Annotated in this window: 16 protein-coding genes; 9 read left to right on the top strand and 7 right to left on the bottom strand. The window is 73.3% G+C overall.

Features of this window, described 5'->3' with window-relative positions:
* Nucleotides 1–16: 16 nt before the first annotated feature.
* Nucleotides 17–442, bottom strand: coding sequence for a BlaI/MecI/CopY family transcriptional regulator (locus tag Q2K19_RS05715; RefSeq protein WP_302768193.1), 426 nt, complete (start codon nt 440–442; stop codon nt 17–19).
* A 482-nt stretch (nt 443–924) separates the two neighbouring features.
* Here Q2K19_RS05715 and Q2K19_RS05710 point away from each other — a divergent pair, with 482 nt between their 5' ends.
* Together Q2K19_RS05710 and Q2K19_RS05705 are read left to right on the top strand one after the other, a co-directional pair.
* Entirely contained in the window at nt 925–1,509 is a 585-nt protein-coding gene (locus Q2K19_RS05710) for a hypothetical protein (protein WP_302768192.1), read from the top strand.
* Between the two features lie 153 nt (nt 1,510–1,662).
* Nucleotides 1,663–2,139 (top strand): hypothetical protein, encoded by a 477-nt coding sequence (locus tag Q2K19_RS05705; protein WP_302772289.1) that lies wholly within the window; start codon nt 1,663–1,665, stop codon nt 2,137–2,139.
* Nucleotides 2,140–2,165: 26 nt separating this feature from the next.
* Here the strand turns inward: Q2K19_RS05705 and Q2K19_RS05700 are convergent, their stop codons facing one another.
* A complete protein-coding gene (locus Q2K19_RS05700) occupies nt 2,166–2,672 on the bottom strand; it encodes a tetratricopeptide repeat protein (protein WP_302768191.1) in 507 nt (168 codons plus the stop codon).
* 114 nt (nt 2,673–2,786) lie between these two features.
* On the opposite strand from Q2K19_RS05700, the gene Q2K19_RS05695 reads away from it, so the two are divergent.
* A complete protein-coding gene (locus Q2K19_RS05695; protein ID WP_302768190.1) occupies nt 2,787–3,755 on the top strand; it encodes an ArsR/SmtB family transcription factor in 969 nt (322 codons plus the stop codon).
* A 38-nt stretch (nt 3,756–3,793) separates the two neighbouring features.
* Here the strand turns inward: Q2K19_RS05695 and Q2K19_RS05690 are convergent, their stop codons facing one another.
* Entirely contained in the window at nt 3,794–4,795 is a 1,002-nt protein-coding gene (locus Q2K19_RS05690; RefSeq protein ID WP_302768189.1) for a GlxA family transcriptional regulator, read from the bottom strand.
* 52 nt (nt 4,796–4,847) lie between these two features.
* Between Q2K19_RS05690 and Q2K19_RS05685 the strand changes: the two genes are divergently transcribed.
* Nucleotides 4,848–6,143, top strand: coding sequence for an MFS transporter (locus tag Q2K19_RS05685; RefSeq protein ID WP_302768188.1), 1,296 nt, complete (start codon nt 4,848–4,850; stop codon nt 6,141–6,143).
* A gap of 4 nt (nt 6,144–6,147) precedes the next feature.
* Here the strand turns inward: Q2K19_RS05685 and Q2K19_RS05680 are convergent, their stop codons facing one another.
* Genes Q2K19_RS05680 through Q2K19_RS05670 form a run of 3 tightly spaced genes read right to left on the bottom strand, consistent with a single transcriptional unit; the run spans nt 6,148 to nt 7,722 of the window.
* On the bottom strand, nt 6,148–6,867 hold the full coding sequence (locus tag Q2K19_RS05680) for an RICIN domain-containing protein (protein ID WP_302768187.1): 720 nt from the start codon (nt 6,865–6,867) through the stop codon (nt 6,148–6,150).
* A 58-nt stretch (nt 6,868–6,925) separates the two neighbouring features.
* The gene (locus tag Q2K19_RS05675) at nt 6,926–7,210 is read right to left on the bottom strand and encodes a DUF427 domain-containing protein (RefSeq protein WP_302768185.1); all 285 of its coding nucleotides are present in this window, start codon (nt 7,208–7,210) and stop codon (nt 6,926–6,928) included.
* A gap of 41 nt (nt 7,211–7,251) precedes the next feature.
* Nucleotides 7,252–7,722, bottom strand: coding sequence for an aminoacyl-tRNA deacylase (locus Q2K19_RS05670; RefSeq protein ID WP_302768183.1), 471 nt, complete (start codon nt 7,720–7,722; stop codon nt 7,252–7,254).
* Between the two features lie 93 nt (nt 7,723–7,815).
* On the opposite strand from Q2K19_RS05670, the gene Q2K19_RS05665 reads away from it, so the two are divergent.
* The 5 genes from Q2K19_RS05665 (at nt 7,816) to Q2K19_RS05645 (ending at nt 12,631) form a co-directional block, all read left to right on the top strand.
* Nucleotides 7,816–9,201 (top strand): FAD-binding oxidoreductase, encoded by a 1,386-nt coding sequence (locus Q2K19_RS05665; protein WP_302768182.1) that lies wholly within the window; start codon nt 7,816–7,818, stop codon nt 9,199–9,201.
* On the top strand, nt 9,198–10,541 hold the full coding sequence (locus Q2K19_RS05660) for a class I SAM-dependent methyltransferase (RefSeq protein ID WP_302768181.1): 1,344 nt from the start codon (nt 9,198–9,200) through the stop codon (nt 10,539–10,541). The genes Q2K19_RS05665 and Q2K19_RS05660 overlap by 4 nt, the downstream gene beginning before the upstream one ends.
* Before the next feature lie 91 nt (nt 10,542–10,632).
* Entirely contained in the window at nt 10,633–11,193 is a 561-nt protein-coding gene (locus Q2K19_RS05655; RefSeq protein WP_302768179.1) for a winged helix-turn-helix domain-containing protein, read from the top strand.
* A complete protein-coding gene (locus tag Q2K19_RS05650) occupies nt 11,186–12,037 on the top strand; it encodes an SRPBCC family protein (protein WP_302768177.1) in 852 nt (283 codons plus the stop codon). Before Q2K19_RS05655 ends, Q2K19_RS05650 begins: the two co-directional genes overlap by 8 nt.
* Before the next feature lie 159 nt (nt 12,038–12,196).
* Nucleotides 12,197–12,631: a hypothetical protein gene (locus Q2K19_RS05645; RefSeq protein ID WP_302768175.1), complete on the top strand. Its 435-nt coding sequence runs from the start codon at nt 12,197–12,199 to the stop codon at nt 12,629–12,631.
* 223 nt (nt 12,632–12,854) lie between these two features.
* On the opposite strand, the gene Q2K19_RS05640 is transcribed toward Q2K19_RS05645, so the two are convergent.
* The gene (locus tag Q2K19_RS05640; protein ID WP_302768173.1) at nt 12,855–14,054 is read right to left on the bottom strand and encodes an RNA polymerase sigma factor; all 1,200 of its coding nucleotides are present in this window, start codon (nt 14,052–14,054) and stop codon (nt 12,855–12,857) included.

The following is a 14,054-nucleotide window of genomic DNA, read 5'->3' as shown; positions in this document are numbered from 1 at the left end:
CGCACCCCCACCCGGCTCAAGACTGGTCGGATCGTGGCTCAGGGGTCGCGATGATCTGGCCCAGCAGGTCCCGCAACACCTGCTCATCCTCGCCGGTCAGGCCGTCCACGAAGCGGGCCAGCACCCCGGCTCGGTCCGCATCGACAGCGAGCAGTCGGTGCATCCGTCGGGCGGTGATCTGCGCCGGATCCCGGACCAGGGTGTATTCGTACGCCCTACCGATTCGCTTGCGGCTCAGCAGACCCTGGTCGCACAGCCGCACCAGCACCGTCATCACCGTGGTGTAGGCGAGGTCGCCACCGAGAACGTCGCGAACCTGTGCAGGGGTCATCGACTCGGAGGCCTCTCCCAGGACGTCCAGGGCCGCCTGGGCGAGATCGCCGTAGCCGCGCCGCTGCCGCACGCCCGCCATCCACACCGCCACCGCTAGTCGCTGCCGCATCGGGCCGTCACCACGCCGTTTGGAGAGTGCGAGTCTAGTCGCCCGCCGGCACCGGCTCATTTTCGCGCATGGTCCCGACGTCGCCCGGGCCGTACGGCCTGCGCCCGTCGGCGTCCCGGATACGCCGGGCTGTCCGGTTGGCGTTCGCCGTCGCCCGGGCCGTGCGGGCCCTGCCCGTTGGCGTCCTCTGTGCGACCGGATATCCGGTTTCGGGGTGTGACCGGCGGCATCCGGGTGGCGGAATCGTGGGTGGGTCGGGGTCGTTGAACACGGGTGAACGGCCGAGGAAGACGCCCCGCTCGGCGGGGTGCGGGCCCCCGGAATGTGGGTGGGTCGCGGGTCGTTACACATGGTCCCGGCGCCGCGAAGAGGCCAAGCCCCGCGAGCCGGACAAGACTTCCCCCCTTTGAGCGCCTGACGGTGCTTGCGTCTGCTGCTGACCCCCATCGGCGCGGGCGTCGACCCCCGAATGGAGCTTTGTCATGAACACGATGCTGCGTAAGAGCGTGCTGGGTATTGCTGGTCTGGCTTTCACCGGTGGTGTGTTCGCCGGTCCGATCGCCGCCCACGCCGACGCCCGTCCCGTCGAGGGCAAGCCGGTCGCGGTGCAGGCCGACAAGCCGGACACCAGCAAGCTGATCCCGCACGGTGTGCAGGGCAAGCAGTCGCGCATCGCTCTGAACGATGAGCAGGTGGCGAATGCGAAGGCGATCATTGCGGCGACGAAGAAGGCGGGTCTGCCGGAGCGGGCCGCGGTCATCTCGATCGCCACGTCGCTGCAGGAGTCGAAGCTGGAGAACCTGGGCCACCTGGGTGACGCCAACGACCACGATTCGCTGGGTCTGTTCCAGCAGCGCCCGTCCAGTGGTTGGGGTACGCCGGAGCAGATCACCAACCCCGAGTACTCGACGCTTGCGTTCGAGAAGGGTCTGAAGCAGGTCGACGGGTGGCAGGACATGCCGCTGACCGAGGCCGCCCAGACCGTGCAGGTCTCGGCCTACCCGGACGCCTACGCCCAGTGGGAGCAGCAGGCCGCCGACCTCGTCGCCCAGCACTGGAACAGCTGACGCAAAGCGTGAACAAGCCGCTGGCCGGCACCCGAACACGGGTGCCGGCCAGCGGCGTCTCCGGATCCTGGACAGGACCCCGTCCGGGTGAACCGGGCGGGGTAGTCGCGGTGCGGTCGCCGGGCGCGGGGGTTGGATGCGGGCATGGACGAGGTGGACGCCGCGGCGCTGCGGCGGGCGTACGAAACGGTGCTCGCGGAGGTGGACGCGGGCGGGTTCGGGCCACCCGAGGACGGGGAGCTGGGCGCCGACCAGATCGTGGCGCACCTGGCCGCCAACGACGAGCTGATGAGCGAGGCGACCGAGGCGGTGCTGGCCGGCTCGCCGTTCGCCTACTACGACCTGGAGACCATCCACCGACCGCAGCTCGACGCGCTGGTCGCCGAGTGCGGCGGGCTGGACGGGCTCGCCGCCCTGCTCCGGGGGACCAGCCAGAAGCTCTGCACGCTTGCCGAGCGGCTCGGACCGGCCGCCGAGACCTCCGTCGACACGGTGCTGCGGGAGGGCTTCGACCTGGACGTGGACGACTCGCTGCCCTGGGGGCGGGTGATGGACCTGCACACCCGCGTCCACCTGCCCATGCACCTGGCCCAGCTCCGCGCCCTGCGCCGGCAGCCGCACCTCGCCTGAGCGCAGGCACCCGTCCAGTCGACGAATCAGTCGGGCTGGACCAGGAGCCGGGCGTAGTTGGCCATCGACCGCTGATAGCGGGGCAGGTGCTTGGCGAGCGCCCCGACGGCGATCGACACTGCCTCCCGCTCCCGGCCGACGCTGGTCAGAGCCAGCGCGAGCGTCGCGCTGACCGCGTCGTCGAGCTCGTCGGAGCCGCGCTCACGTTCCTCGGTCAGCAGCCGGACGCTCTCCCCGGGCTGCCCGATGTTCCGCAGCGAGCTGGACATCTGGATCACTGAGCGCCGCCGGCGGATGCCGTCGATGCCCAGCTCCAGCGCCTTGCGGTAGAGCGGCAGCGCCTTGTCCGAGTGACCGGTCGAGTCCCAGGCGGAGGCCCGCTCGAACGCCGCCACCGGATGATCCGCCCCCAACTCGTCGGCGAGGGCGCCGACCCGCTCGCGGAAGTCCGCTCCGTCCCAGTCGTCGGGTGCCGCGTTGAAGGCCGCCCACAGGTCCGCGCTGCGCTGCTCCCAGTCGGCGTTCGGGTTCATCTTGTTCTCCTCATGATCGTCGGTTCAGACGGGAGACACTCTGCGAGCGCGGGTACCGTGGCCGCCAGTGATTCGGCAACGGCCGAATCTCTTCTCCTTGGGAAGGTGGTGCGGATGCCGGTCGCGCTGCGATTCAGCCCTGCCGACCTGCTGCGCTGCCGCTTCGCCATCTCGCCCATGCTCGAGACGCTGTCCGCGGTGCGCCTGCTCTCCCCACGCGAAGGCGTCGGCCCGCACCGCCGCTGGTTCGACACCATCGACACGCGGGAACTCGACCTGCGGCCGATCACCCTGCTCCAGCCGCGTCGCGGCTACACCCCCGACTTCCTCTCGCCGCCTCCGGTCAGCCCGCACGTCCGGTTCGAGGACGAGCTCGCGGCGGTGGCGGCCACTGACCACGATCGGGTACGCGCAGAGCTGCGACGGTCCCTGGCGGACAACCCAGGGGCGGCCGAGTCGGCGACCGGACGGCTCCTGCTGGGCGACCCGGCTGTTGTTCTTCAGACGCTGGTCTCACTCGTGAAGCGGGCGTGGGAGGTCCTGGTCGAACCGGTCTGGCCGCAGGTACGCGGGCTGCTCGACGCCGATGTGGGCTTCCAGACCCGACGTCTCGCCGAAGGCGGTCTGGACCGGTTGTTCGCCGAGCTGCATCCACGACTCCGCTGGAACAACGGCGTGCTGACCCGCGAGTACGGCGACGACGAGCGCCGCGATCTGCGCGGCGAGGGGCTTGTCCTGGTGCCCAGCGCATTCAAGTGGGATCAGGTCGTCGTCATCGTGGACCCGCCCTGGCAGCCCACCGTGATCTATCCGGCGCGCGGGCTCGGCACGCTCTGGCAGCCCCTTTCCGCCGATCGGCATGTGGCTCTGGGCCGGTTGATCGGCAAAACCCGGGCGGTGCTGCTGCTCAGCCTCGACGAGCCGGCCAGCACGACGACGCTGGCCCACCGCCACGCGCTGGCAGCCGGGACGGTCTCCGAGCATTTGTCGGTGCTGCGCGACGCCGGGTTCGTTGCCGGGGAACGACACCGGCACGAGATCCGCTATCGGCGTACGCCCCTCGGCGAAGCCGTCCTCCGTTAGGGCGGATCCACTACTCCGGCAGTTTCGCAGCTACTCGTTCAGGCAGGGTCGGGAGACCGCCGGAAGGTACGCCGGTACGCCGTCGGGGCGACGCCGACCCGGTGGTGGAAGTGCTGCCGCAGCGCGGCGGTGGTGCCGAAGCCGGCGTGGCGGGCGATCTGGTCGACGGTCAGGCCGGTGGTCTCCAGCAGCAGCCGGGCGTGTTCGGTGCGCTGCTGGAGCAGCCACTGCGCCGGGCTGAGCCCGGTCTCCGAGCGGAAGTGCCGGGTGAAGGTCCGTACGCTCATCCGGGCGTGCGCGGCCAGGTCGCGCAGGGCGACCGGTTCGTGCAGCCGTTGCCGGGCCCACTCGCGGGTGGCGGCGGTGCCGGTGTCCGCCGTCCGGGGCACCGGGCGCTCGATGTACTGGGCCTGCCCGCCGTCGCGCCAGGGCGGGACCACGCAGCGGCGGGCGGAGCGGTTGGCCACCTCGCTGCCGTGGTCGGTGCGGATCACGTGCAGGCAGAGGTCGAGGCCGGCGGCCACCCCGGCCGAGGTGAGCACCCCGCCGGAGTCGAGGAAGAGCACCTCCGGATCGAGGTCCACCCCCGGGTGCAGCCGCCGGAAGCGGTCCGCGTACGCCCAGTGGGTGGTGGCCCGGCGGCCGTGGAGCAAGCCGGCGGCGGCCAGCACGAAGGCGCCCGTGCAGATCGACATGACCCGGGCGCCGCGCTCGTGGGCGGCCCGCAGCGCCGCCGCCACCTCGGGGTCCACCGTCCCGTCGGTCAGCGCCGGGCCCTCGTGGACGCCGGGGACGATCACCGTGTCGGCGGACTCCAGCAGCTCCAGACCGTGGTCGGGGAGGACCTGGAAGCCGGCGGTGCAGCGGATCGGCCGACCGCCGGGGGTGCAGGTCGCGACGCTGTAGAGCGGGGTCAGGTCGCCGGTCCGGGCGGTGCCGAAGACCTGGGCCGGGGTGCCCAGGTCGAGCCCGACCACTCCGTCCAGGGCGAGCACCGCGATCCGGTGCGGCACGACAGTCATGGCTCGATTATTGCGCATGATGGCTTTCCGGCCACTCGTCGTGGCGGGCCGGGCCCCGGAGACTCGTAGCGTGACCCGACAGCGTCTGCACCCGGCCTGGCTCGTGGCCGGGGTCTCCTTCGTCGCGCTGGTCGGCGCGGCCGGCTTCCGCGCCACTCCCGGCGTGCTGCTGCACCCCCTGCACGCCGAGTTCGGCTGGCCGCTCGCGACCATCTCCGCCGCCGTCTCGGTCAACCTCATGCTCTACGGGCTCACCGCGCCGTTCGCCGCCGCGCTGATGGACCGCTTCGGCATCCGCCGGGTGGTGACCGCCGCGCTGGTCCTGGTCGCCCTCGGCAGCGGGCTGACCGTGATGATGAGCGCGAGCTGGCAGCTCGTCCTCTGCTGGGGCGTGCTGGTCGGGCTCGGCACCGGCTCGATGGCGCTGGCGTTCGTGGCGACGGTGACCGGGCGCTGGTTCGTGCACCGCCGTGGCCTGGTCACCGGGGTGCTCACCGCGGGCGGGGCGGCCGGGCAGCTGGTCTTCCTCCCGCTGGTCGCCGTGCTGGTCCGCGACCACGGCTGGCGGGTCGCGGCGCTGGTCGTCGCCGGGGCCGCGCTGGCCGTCGTACCCCTGGTGGGATGGCTGCTGCGCGAGCACCCGGCGGATCTCGGCCTGCCCGCCTACGGCGCGACCGAGGTGGTGCCCGCGACGCCGCCGGCAGGCGGGGCGGCGGCCCGGGCGATCGGCGCGCTCGCCGCGGCCGCGCGGACACGGCCGTTCTGGCTGCTCGCCGGGGGTTTCGCGATCTGCGGCGCGACGACGAACGGCCTGGTGGGCACCCACTTCGTGCCGGCCGCGCACGACCACGGCATGCCGGAGACCACGGCGGCCGGGCTGCTCGCCCTGGTGGGGCTCTTCGACATCGCCGGCACCGTGGCCTCCGGATGGCTGACCGACCGGGTGGACAGCCGGCTGCTGCTCGGCGCCTACTACGCCCTGCGCGGCGGGTCGCTGCTGGTGCTGCCGAGCCTCTTCGCCGACAGCGCCCAGCCGAGCATGCTGGTCTTCGTCATCTTCTACGGCCTCGACTGGGTGGCCACCGTGCCGCCGACCGTGGCCCTGTGCCGGGAATGGTTCGGGGCCTCCGGCGCGGTGGTGTTCGGCTGGGTGTTCGCCGCCCACCAGGTCGGCGCGGCCCTCGCGGCGACCGGCGCCGGCCTGGTCCGGGACCAGCTCGGCGACTACGCGCCGGCCTGGTACGCGGCCGGCGCGCTGTCGATCGGGGCGGCCGGGCTCTCCCTGCTGCTGCGCCGCCGGGAGGAAGAGCCGTCGTTCGCGGTTCCGGTCGCCGCCGGCGGCCGGGCCTGGAGTTATCGGGGCTGACCGGTCAGCCGAGGTTCCACTGCTGCTCGGGGGCGCCGGTGCAGGGGGCCTGCACGAGCTTGGTGCCGGGCTGGGTGCCGGCCCCCTCGGCCTGCGCGCACTTGCCGCTGTGCCCGGCGACCAGCAGCACCGCGCCGTTGCCCACCGGGGTCAGCCGCCACTGCTGGTTGCCCTGCCCGTGGCAGGGGTACTGCTGCAGCTTCGCGCCGTCGTCGGTGCTGGCGCCCTCGACGTCGAGGCACTGGCCGTAGGCGGCGACGGTCAGCGCCACCACGTCCGGGCCGAGCTGGCTGGCCACCCACTGCTGCTCCGGACCGCCGGTGCAGGGGGCGAGCTGCGCCTTCGCCTGCTGCTGGTCGCTCTCCAGGCCGAGGCAGAGCCCGGAGGGCACCGAGTGGAACACCTTCGGCCCGTTCACCGGGGCCGGCGGGGTGGTGGGTGCGGCGGTCGGTGACGGCGCGGTCGGCGTGGTCGGGCCGGCCGCCGTCGTGGGCGCGGCCGCGCTCGACTCGCTCGCCGCCGGGGTGGGCACGGCCGCCGCGGGCACGACCGGCTGGTCGCTGCCGCCACCGAGCACGCCGGTGGCGAAGAAGACCCCCAGGAGTACGCCGAGCACCGCCACGCCCAGGGCGATCCGCATCAGCGGGTCCTGCGGCAGGCCGGGGCGGCCGGTACGGCGGGCAGCGTAGACGGTGCCGGGCGGGTCGGTGCGCGGGTCGGACATGGGGGCATCCTGACCCACGGCGATGGTCGATCGCCAGCCGCCCCGGCGCCGGGGTGACTCAGTCGACGACCCGGACGTCCTTCCAGAAGGCCACCCGGTCGCGGACCATTTCCGCCTCCGGCTTCGGGTCCGGGTAGTACCAGACGGCGTCCTCGCTGGTCCCGCCCGCGTGTTCGAGGCTGTAGTAGGAGGCGGTGCCCTTCCACGGGCAGACGGTGTGGGTGGCGGAGTCGCGGATCAGGTCGTCGCGCAACGCCGTACGGGGGAAGTAGTGGTTGCCCTCGACCACCACGGTGTCGTCACTCTCCGCGACGATCAGGTCGTTCCAGACGGCTTTCGGCATGTCCCCCACGCTATGCCCGCCGGCGAGTCGTCGGCCAGCGCTCAGCGGTCGGGCTCCGGGTCGGTGACGTCGGCGATGGTCGCGTCGAGCGTGGCGATGGCGGCGTCGGCGTCGACCGCCACGGCCACCCCGTGCTCGCCCGCGCCGAGGGTGATCTCCCGGCCGCGCAGCCGCTCGTCGGCGATGACCGGCCAGGCGGTGGTCGAGCCGAACGGGGTGATGGTGCCGCGCTCGTAGCCGGTGGCCGCCTTCGCGGCGGTGGCGTCCGGCATGGACATCCGGCTCACCCCGAGCAGGGCGCGCAGCTTGGGCCAGGAGATGACCCGGTCGCCGGGGGTGAGCACGAACAGGTGGTCGTCCTCGCCCCGGCGGACCACGATGGTCTTCACCACGTCGGGCACCGCGACGCCCCGGGCCTCGGCGGCCTCGGCGAGGCTGCGGACCGGGCCGTGCCGGATCACCCGGTAGGGCAGTCCGGCGGTGTCGAGGGCGGCGATGGCGGGGCTGGACATGCCCGCCACGGTAACCCGGTTGTCGTGGACCGGACGCGAAACCGCCACTGTGGTGATCCCACGAACCGTCGTGCCCAGGCGTAAGGTGATCTCATGCGCGCTGTCCGTGATCATGAACGGGCGGTGGACACGCTGCGGCGGTCGTACGCCGCGGTGCCCGCCGGTGAGCCCGTACGGCTGGCCAAGCAAACCTCGAACCTGTTCCGTCCCCGGGCCGCGCCCCGCGCGCCCGGGCTGGACGTCAGCGGGCTGACCGGGGTGCTGTCGGTCGACCCCGACGCCCGGACCGCCGACGTGCAGGGCATGTGCACCTACGAGGACCTGGTCGACGCGACCCTGCCGCACGGGCTGATGCCGCTGGTCGTGCCGCAGTTGCGCACCATCACGCTCGGCGGCGCGGTGACCGGGCTGGGCATCGAGTCCACCTCGTTCCGCAACGGCCTGCCGCACGAGTCCGTTCAGGAGCTGGACATCCTCACCGGGGCCGGGGAGATCGTCACGGCCCGGCCGGTGGGGGAGCACGCCGAGCTGTTCCGGGCCTTCCCCAATTCGCTCGGCAGCCTCGGGTACGCGACCCGGCTGCGCATCGAGCTGCAGCCGATCCGCCGGTACGTGGCGCTGCGCAACATCCGGTTCAGCCGGTTGGCGGAGCTGACCGACGCGGTCGCCGAGGTGGTCGCCAAGGGCTCCTGGGAGGGCGACCCGGTCGACACGATGGACGGGGTGATGTTCAGCCCCGGCGAGGCGTACCTGGTGCTCGGCACCTTCACCGATGACGCCGCCGGACAGCCCAGCGACTACACCGGCCAGGACATCTACTACCGCTCGCTGCGCCGCCGCACCCACGACGTGCTCACCGGGTACGACTACCTGTGGCGCTGGGACACCGACTGGTTCTGGTGCTCGGCGGCGTTCGGGGTGCAGCATCCGGTGGTCCGCCGGCTGTGGCCGCAGCGCTACCGGCGCAGCGACTTCTACCACCGCCTGGTCCGCCTGGAGCACCGGCATCAGGTGGCCGCCCGGATCGACCGCTGGCGGGGCCGGCCGGCCCGGGAGCGGGTGGTGCAGGACGTGGAGATCCCGCTCGACGGCACCGCCGAGTTCCTGCGCTGGTTCGCGGGGCGGGTGGGGATGACCCCGGTGTGGCTCTGCCCGCTGCGGCTGCGCGAGCCGGCCGGTCCCGGATCCGCCCGGGCCTGGCCGCTGTATCCCCTCCAACCGGGCGAAACCTATGTGAACATCGGCTTCTGGGGGAGCGTGCCGATCGCCGACGGCGCCGCCGACGGCGACGTCAACCGGGAGATCGAGCGCGCGGTGTCGGAGGTGGGCGGGCACAAGTCGCTCTACTCCGACGCGTACTACGACCGGGAGGCGTTCGACCGGCTCTACGGCGGGGAGACCTGGCGCGCCGTGAAGGACCGCTGCGACCCGGACCACCGGCTCACGGGACTGTACGAGAAGGCGGTAGCGCGACAATGAGTTTGACCGACCGAGAACAGGGGGCGGCCGGCGCCCCGGCCACCCCGCCGGCGGGCGGCCGGCGCAGCGGGCCGACCGTGGCGGACGTGGTCCGCGCGGTCACCACCCGCGACCTCCCCATTCGCATCACCGGGTACGACGGCAGCGCCGTCGGCCCGGCCGACGCCGGGATCACCCTGGCGATCCACTCCGAGCGGGGCCTGTCCTACCTGCTCACCGCCCCGGGTGACCTGGGCATGGCCCGGGCGTACGTGAGCGGCGACCTGGGCCTGGAGGGCGTGCACCCGGGCGACCCGTACGAGGCGTTCAAGGTGCTCAAGGACGAGCTGCAGCTGCGCATGCCGTCGGTGGGCGAGGCGCTGACCCTGGTCCGGGGGCTCGGCTGGGAGCGGCTGATGCCGCCGGCGCCCCCGCCGCAGGAGGCCGCGCCGCGGTGGAAGCGGGTGCTGAACGGGCTGCGCCACTCCCGGTCCCGGGACAGCAGCGCGATCTCCCACCACTACGACGTCTCGAACGCCTTCTACGAGAAGGTGCTCGGCCCGTCGATGACGTACACCTGCGCGGTCTTCCACAGCCCGGACGACACCCTGGAGGAGGCGCAGCGGGCCAAGTACGACCTGGTCGCCGGCAAGCTCGCGCTCAAGCCGGGGATGCGGCTGCTCGACGTCGGGTGCGGCTGGGGCGGCATGGTCCGGCACGCGGCCCGCGAGTACGGCGTCAAGGCGCTCGGCGTGACCCTGTCGAAGGCGCAGGCCGAGTGGGCGCGGGCGGCCATCGAGCGGGAGGGGCTGGGTGACCTGGCCGAGGTGCGGCACCTGGACTACCGGGACGCCCCGCGCGAGCAGTTCGACGCGATCTCCTCGATCGGGCTGACCGAGCACATCGGGGTGCGCAACTACCCGGCGTACTTCGGGGCGCTGCGCGGCCGGCTCAAGCCGGGCGGGCGGCTGCTCAACCACTGCATCACCCGCGCCGACAACCGCGCCCCGCACCGGTCCGGCGCGTTCATCGACCGGTACGTCTTCCCGGACGGCGAGCTGGCCGGGCCGGGCCGGCTGATCAGCGAGATCCACGACGCCGGGCTGGAGGTGCACCACGAGGAGAACCTGCGCCAGCACTACGCGCTGACCCTGGCCGGCTGGTGTCGCAACCTGGTGGAGCACTGGGACTTCTGCGTCAACGAGGTCGGGCCGGGCACCGCCCGGGTGTGGGGCCTCTACATGGCGGGTTCCCGGATGGCCTTCGAGCGCAACGACATCCAGCTGCACCAGGTGCTCGCCACCCAGAACGGCCCGCAGGGGGTGAACGGCTACCCGCTGCGGCCCGACTGGACGCCCTGACCGCTGACCGATGACGAAAGGCCGCGCCATCGCGCGGCCTTTCGTCGAACCCATTGACAAAGAAGTTTTGTACGTACAAACTGATTTTGCCATGAGAGACGTCCTGTACCTGGAAGAGCGCCAGCAGGCCGAAGCCCTGCTCAAGCCGCAGCGCATCGAGGTGCTGCGGCAGCTCGCCGAGCCCCGCACCTGCACCGAGATCGCCGCCCGGCTGGACCAGACGCCGCAGCGCGTCTACTACCACGTCAAGCAACTGGTCGCGGCCGGCCTGGTCGAGCAGGTCTCGACCCGCAAGGTGCGCGGCATCAGCGAGGGCATCTACCAGGCTGCCGCCCGGTCGTACTGGCTCTCGCCCCGCCTCGTCGGGCGGATCGGCGGGGCCCGCCGCGCGCAGGACGAGCTGAGCCTGGGCTACCTGCTCGACCTGATGGAGGAGGTCCAGGCCGACATCGCCGCGCTGGACCGCAGCGCGCCGGAACTGCCCTCGATCGGGGTGTCCGGCGAGATCCGGGTGCCGGCCGAGCGCCGGCAGGAGTTCCTGCACGACCTGCAGACGACGCTGCAGGACCTGTTCACGCGCTACGGGGGCGCCGAGGGGGACGCCTTCAAACTCGCCGTGGCGTGCTATCCGAAAGGTGACGACCGTGAGTGAACCGCTGACCGTCCGTGCCCGTCTCGCCGCCCCGGTGGACGCCGTACGCCGCGCCCTGACCGACCCCGCCGAGCTGCGCGTCTGGCTCGCCGAGCATGCCGAGGTCGAGTTGCCGGACCGCTACGAGTTCTGGGGCCGCTACACCCCCGAGGGTGACGCCCCGCACCAGCGGCTGCGCCACGCCGACGAGCGCACGCTGCGCTTCGCCTGGACGCTCGACGGCGTGGAGACCACCACCGAGTTCGAGCTGACGCCCGGCGGGGAGGACACCGTGCTCACCCTGCGGCAGAGCCACTTCGACTTCGCCGAGGCGATGAGCGGCAGCAGCATCCGCGGCGCGCTGCAGACCTTCTGGGCGCTGTCGATCGCCAACCTCGCCGCCCACGTCGAGGGCAAGCCGTTGCTGCCCCGCACCGACTTCACCTCCGCCGAGCTGCGCGCCGAGCTGCTGATCGACGCTCCGGTGGAGCGGGTGTGGACGTCCCTGACCGACTCGGAGCAGGCCAGCGCCTGGTTCGGGTTCCCGATCGGCATCGAGCCCTGGGTCGGCGGCCGATATGCCATGGGCGGCTTCGAGTCCGGGTACGCGGCCAAGGTGATCGACCTGGAGCCCGGCCGGAAGATCTCCGTCGACTGGGGACCGACCGGCGTCAGCAACTGGGAGCTGGCCGGGTCCGGCGGGAAGACGCGGCTGACCCTCGTGCAGAGCGGGTTCGACGAGGGCAACCCCCCGTACGCGGCGTGGACCGGCACCGTGGCCGGGCTGTACGAGCTGCGCCGCTTCCACGAGGTGCCGGACTGGCAGCCGATCTGGCTGTCCGAGGAGCTACCGACCAGCGCCTGACCTCGACCTGCCCGCGCCGGCGGCGGTGCTCGCATCGGCCGCCGCCGGCCGACCGGTCGACGGGCGGCGACGGCTTCCCCGGATTTCCACAGGAAGGGCACAAGCCAGCCCCAGATCCCCGCGCGACGGTGGATGCGTCACCGAAGCGAGGAGGGATCCATGCAGCCCACCATCGACCTGACCGCCCCCGCCGTCGCCGTGCTCGGCGACGCCACCCGGGTCACCGGGCTCGCCCGCCAGCTGCCGGCCGCCTGGCGGGTGCTGCACACGCCCGGCATCGAGTACGTGCAGGCCGGCGAGCTGGTGCTGCTGGTCGGCCCGGACGTGGCGGCCGTGCGGCGTACCCACCGGCGGATGCCCGCGGGGTGCGTCCTGGCGGTCCTCGTCGACCAGGACGCGAACGCCGCCACCATCGCCGACGTGCTCCAGGCCGGAGCGGACGTCTGCGTCCGGGCCGGCTCGACCACCATCCTGGCGAGCCACCTCGTCGCCTGTCACCGCCGGCGCACCCGGCCGCCATCCCCGCCGGTCGAGGACGAACGGGCGACCCTGCTCACCGGCGCCGACCGGCTCGCCCGGGCGGTGACCCGATGACCGACATGATGAGCCGCCCCACCGGCGTCGCGCCCGTCCCGGCCGCGCCGCCCGTTCCCGCCGATCAGCAGCCGTCCGGCGGCTCGGCCCACCCGCCGGTCCCAGCCTTCGCGCCCGTCCCGCCGGTCCCGGACCGAGCTTGACGACCCGGGCGCTCCGCCCGCCACCGGCCGGCCGTGGCAGCGCCGACTGGTGGCGGCCAGCGGCTCCGGCGGCTGACCCGTCACGCCAGGTCGGCGGCCCGGCGCAGCAGCGCCCGCCGTTCCGGTTCGGAGCGCACCGCCTCGGCCGCCGACCGGAACAGCGCCGCGCCGCGTACCCGGTCGCCGAGGCGGGCGGTCAGCTCGGCCTCCGCAGCCAGGGCCGGCGGGTAGCCGTCCAGCGCGCCGCCCGCCCGGGCCTCGGCGAGCAGGGCCAGGCCGGGCCGGGGACCGTACGCGTACCCGTGGGCCACCGCCCGGTTGAGCCGGACGACCGGGGTGGGACGGAGTCGGGCCAACTCGTCGTAGCAGCCGGCGATGGCCGGCCAGTCGGTGTCGGCGGCGGTCGGGGCGGTGGCGTGGCAGGCGGCGATCCGGGCCTGGAGGGCGTACGGGCCGTGGCCGGCCCGGTCCAGCAGCGCGACGCCCTCCGCCACGGCGGTCCGGTCCCAGCGGGCGCGGTCCTGCTCGTCGAGGGTGAGCAGGTTGCCGTCGGCGTCGCGGCGGGCCGCCCGGCGGGAGTGGTGCAGCAGGACCAGGGCGAGCAGGCCGGCCACCTCCGGCTGCTCGGGCATGAGCTGGTCGAGCAGCCGGGCCAGCCGGACCGCCTCGGCGGCGAAGGCCGGCTCGCCGTCGGCGTCGTACCCCCGGGTGAAGAGCAGGTAGAGCACGGCCAGGACACCCGGGAGGCGCTCGACCAGCGCGGGCCCGGTCGGCACCCGATAGGGGACGCCGGCCGCGGCGATCTTCGTCTTGGCCCGGGTGAGCCGGCGGGTCATGGTCGACTCGCTGACCAGGAAGGCGCGGGCGATGTCGGCGGTGGGGACGCCGGCCACGGTGCGCAGGGTCAGCGCGACCCGGGCCTCCAGGGCCAGCGCCGGGTGGCAGCAGGTGAAGATGAGCCGTAACCGGTCGTCCACCACGTCCCCCTCCGTCGGCGTCGGCTCCGGGTCGGTGAGCAGCGCCAGGTCGCGCAGCTTGCGGCGTTCCACGGTGGCCCGGCGCAGCACGTCGACGGCCCGGTTCCGGGCGGTCGTCATCAGCCAGCCGCCGGGATTCCCCGGTACGCCGTCCCGGGGCCACCGCTCCAGCGCCGCCGCCAGGGCCTCCTGGGCGCAGTCCTCGGCGAGGGTCCAGTCGCCGGTGACGCGGATCAGGGTGGCCACGATCCGCGGGTACGCCTCGGCACCCGCGGCGGCGACCACCCCGACCGCGTCCGTCAT

Origin of the sequence: Micromonospora sp. NBRC 110009, assembly GCF_030518795.1 — a bacterium.
GTDB lineage: Bacteria > Actinomycetota > Actinomycetes > Mycobacteriales > Micromonosporaceae > Micromonospora.
This window is presented reverse-complemented; position numbering and strand designations above follow the sequence as displayed.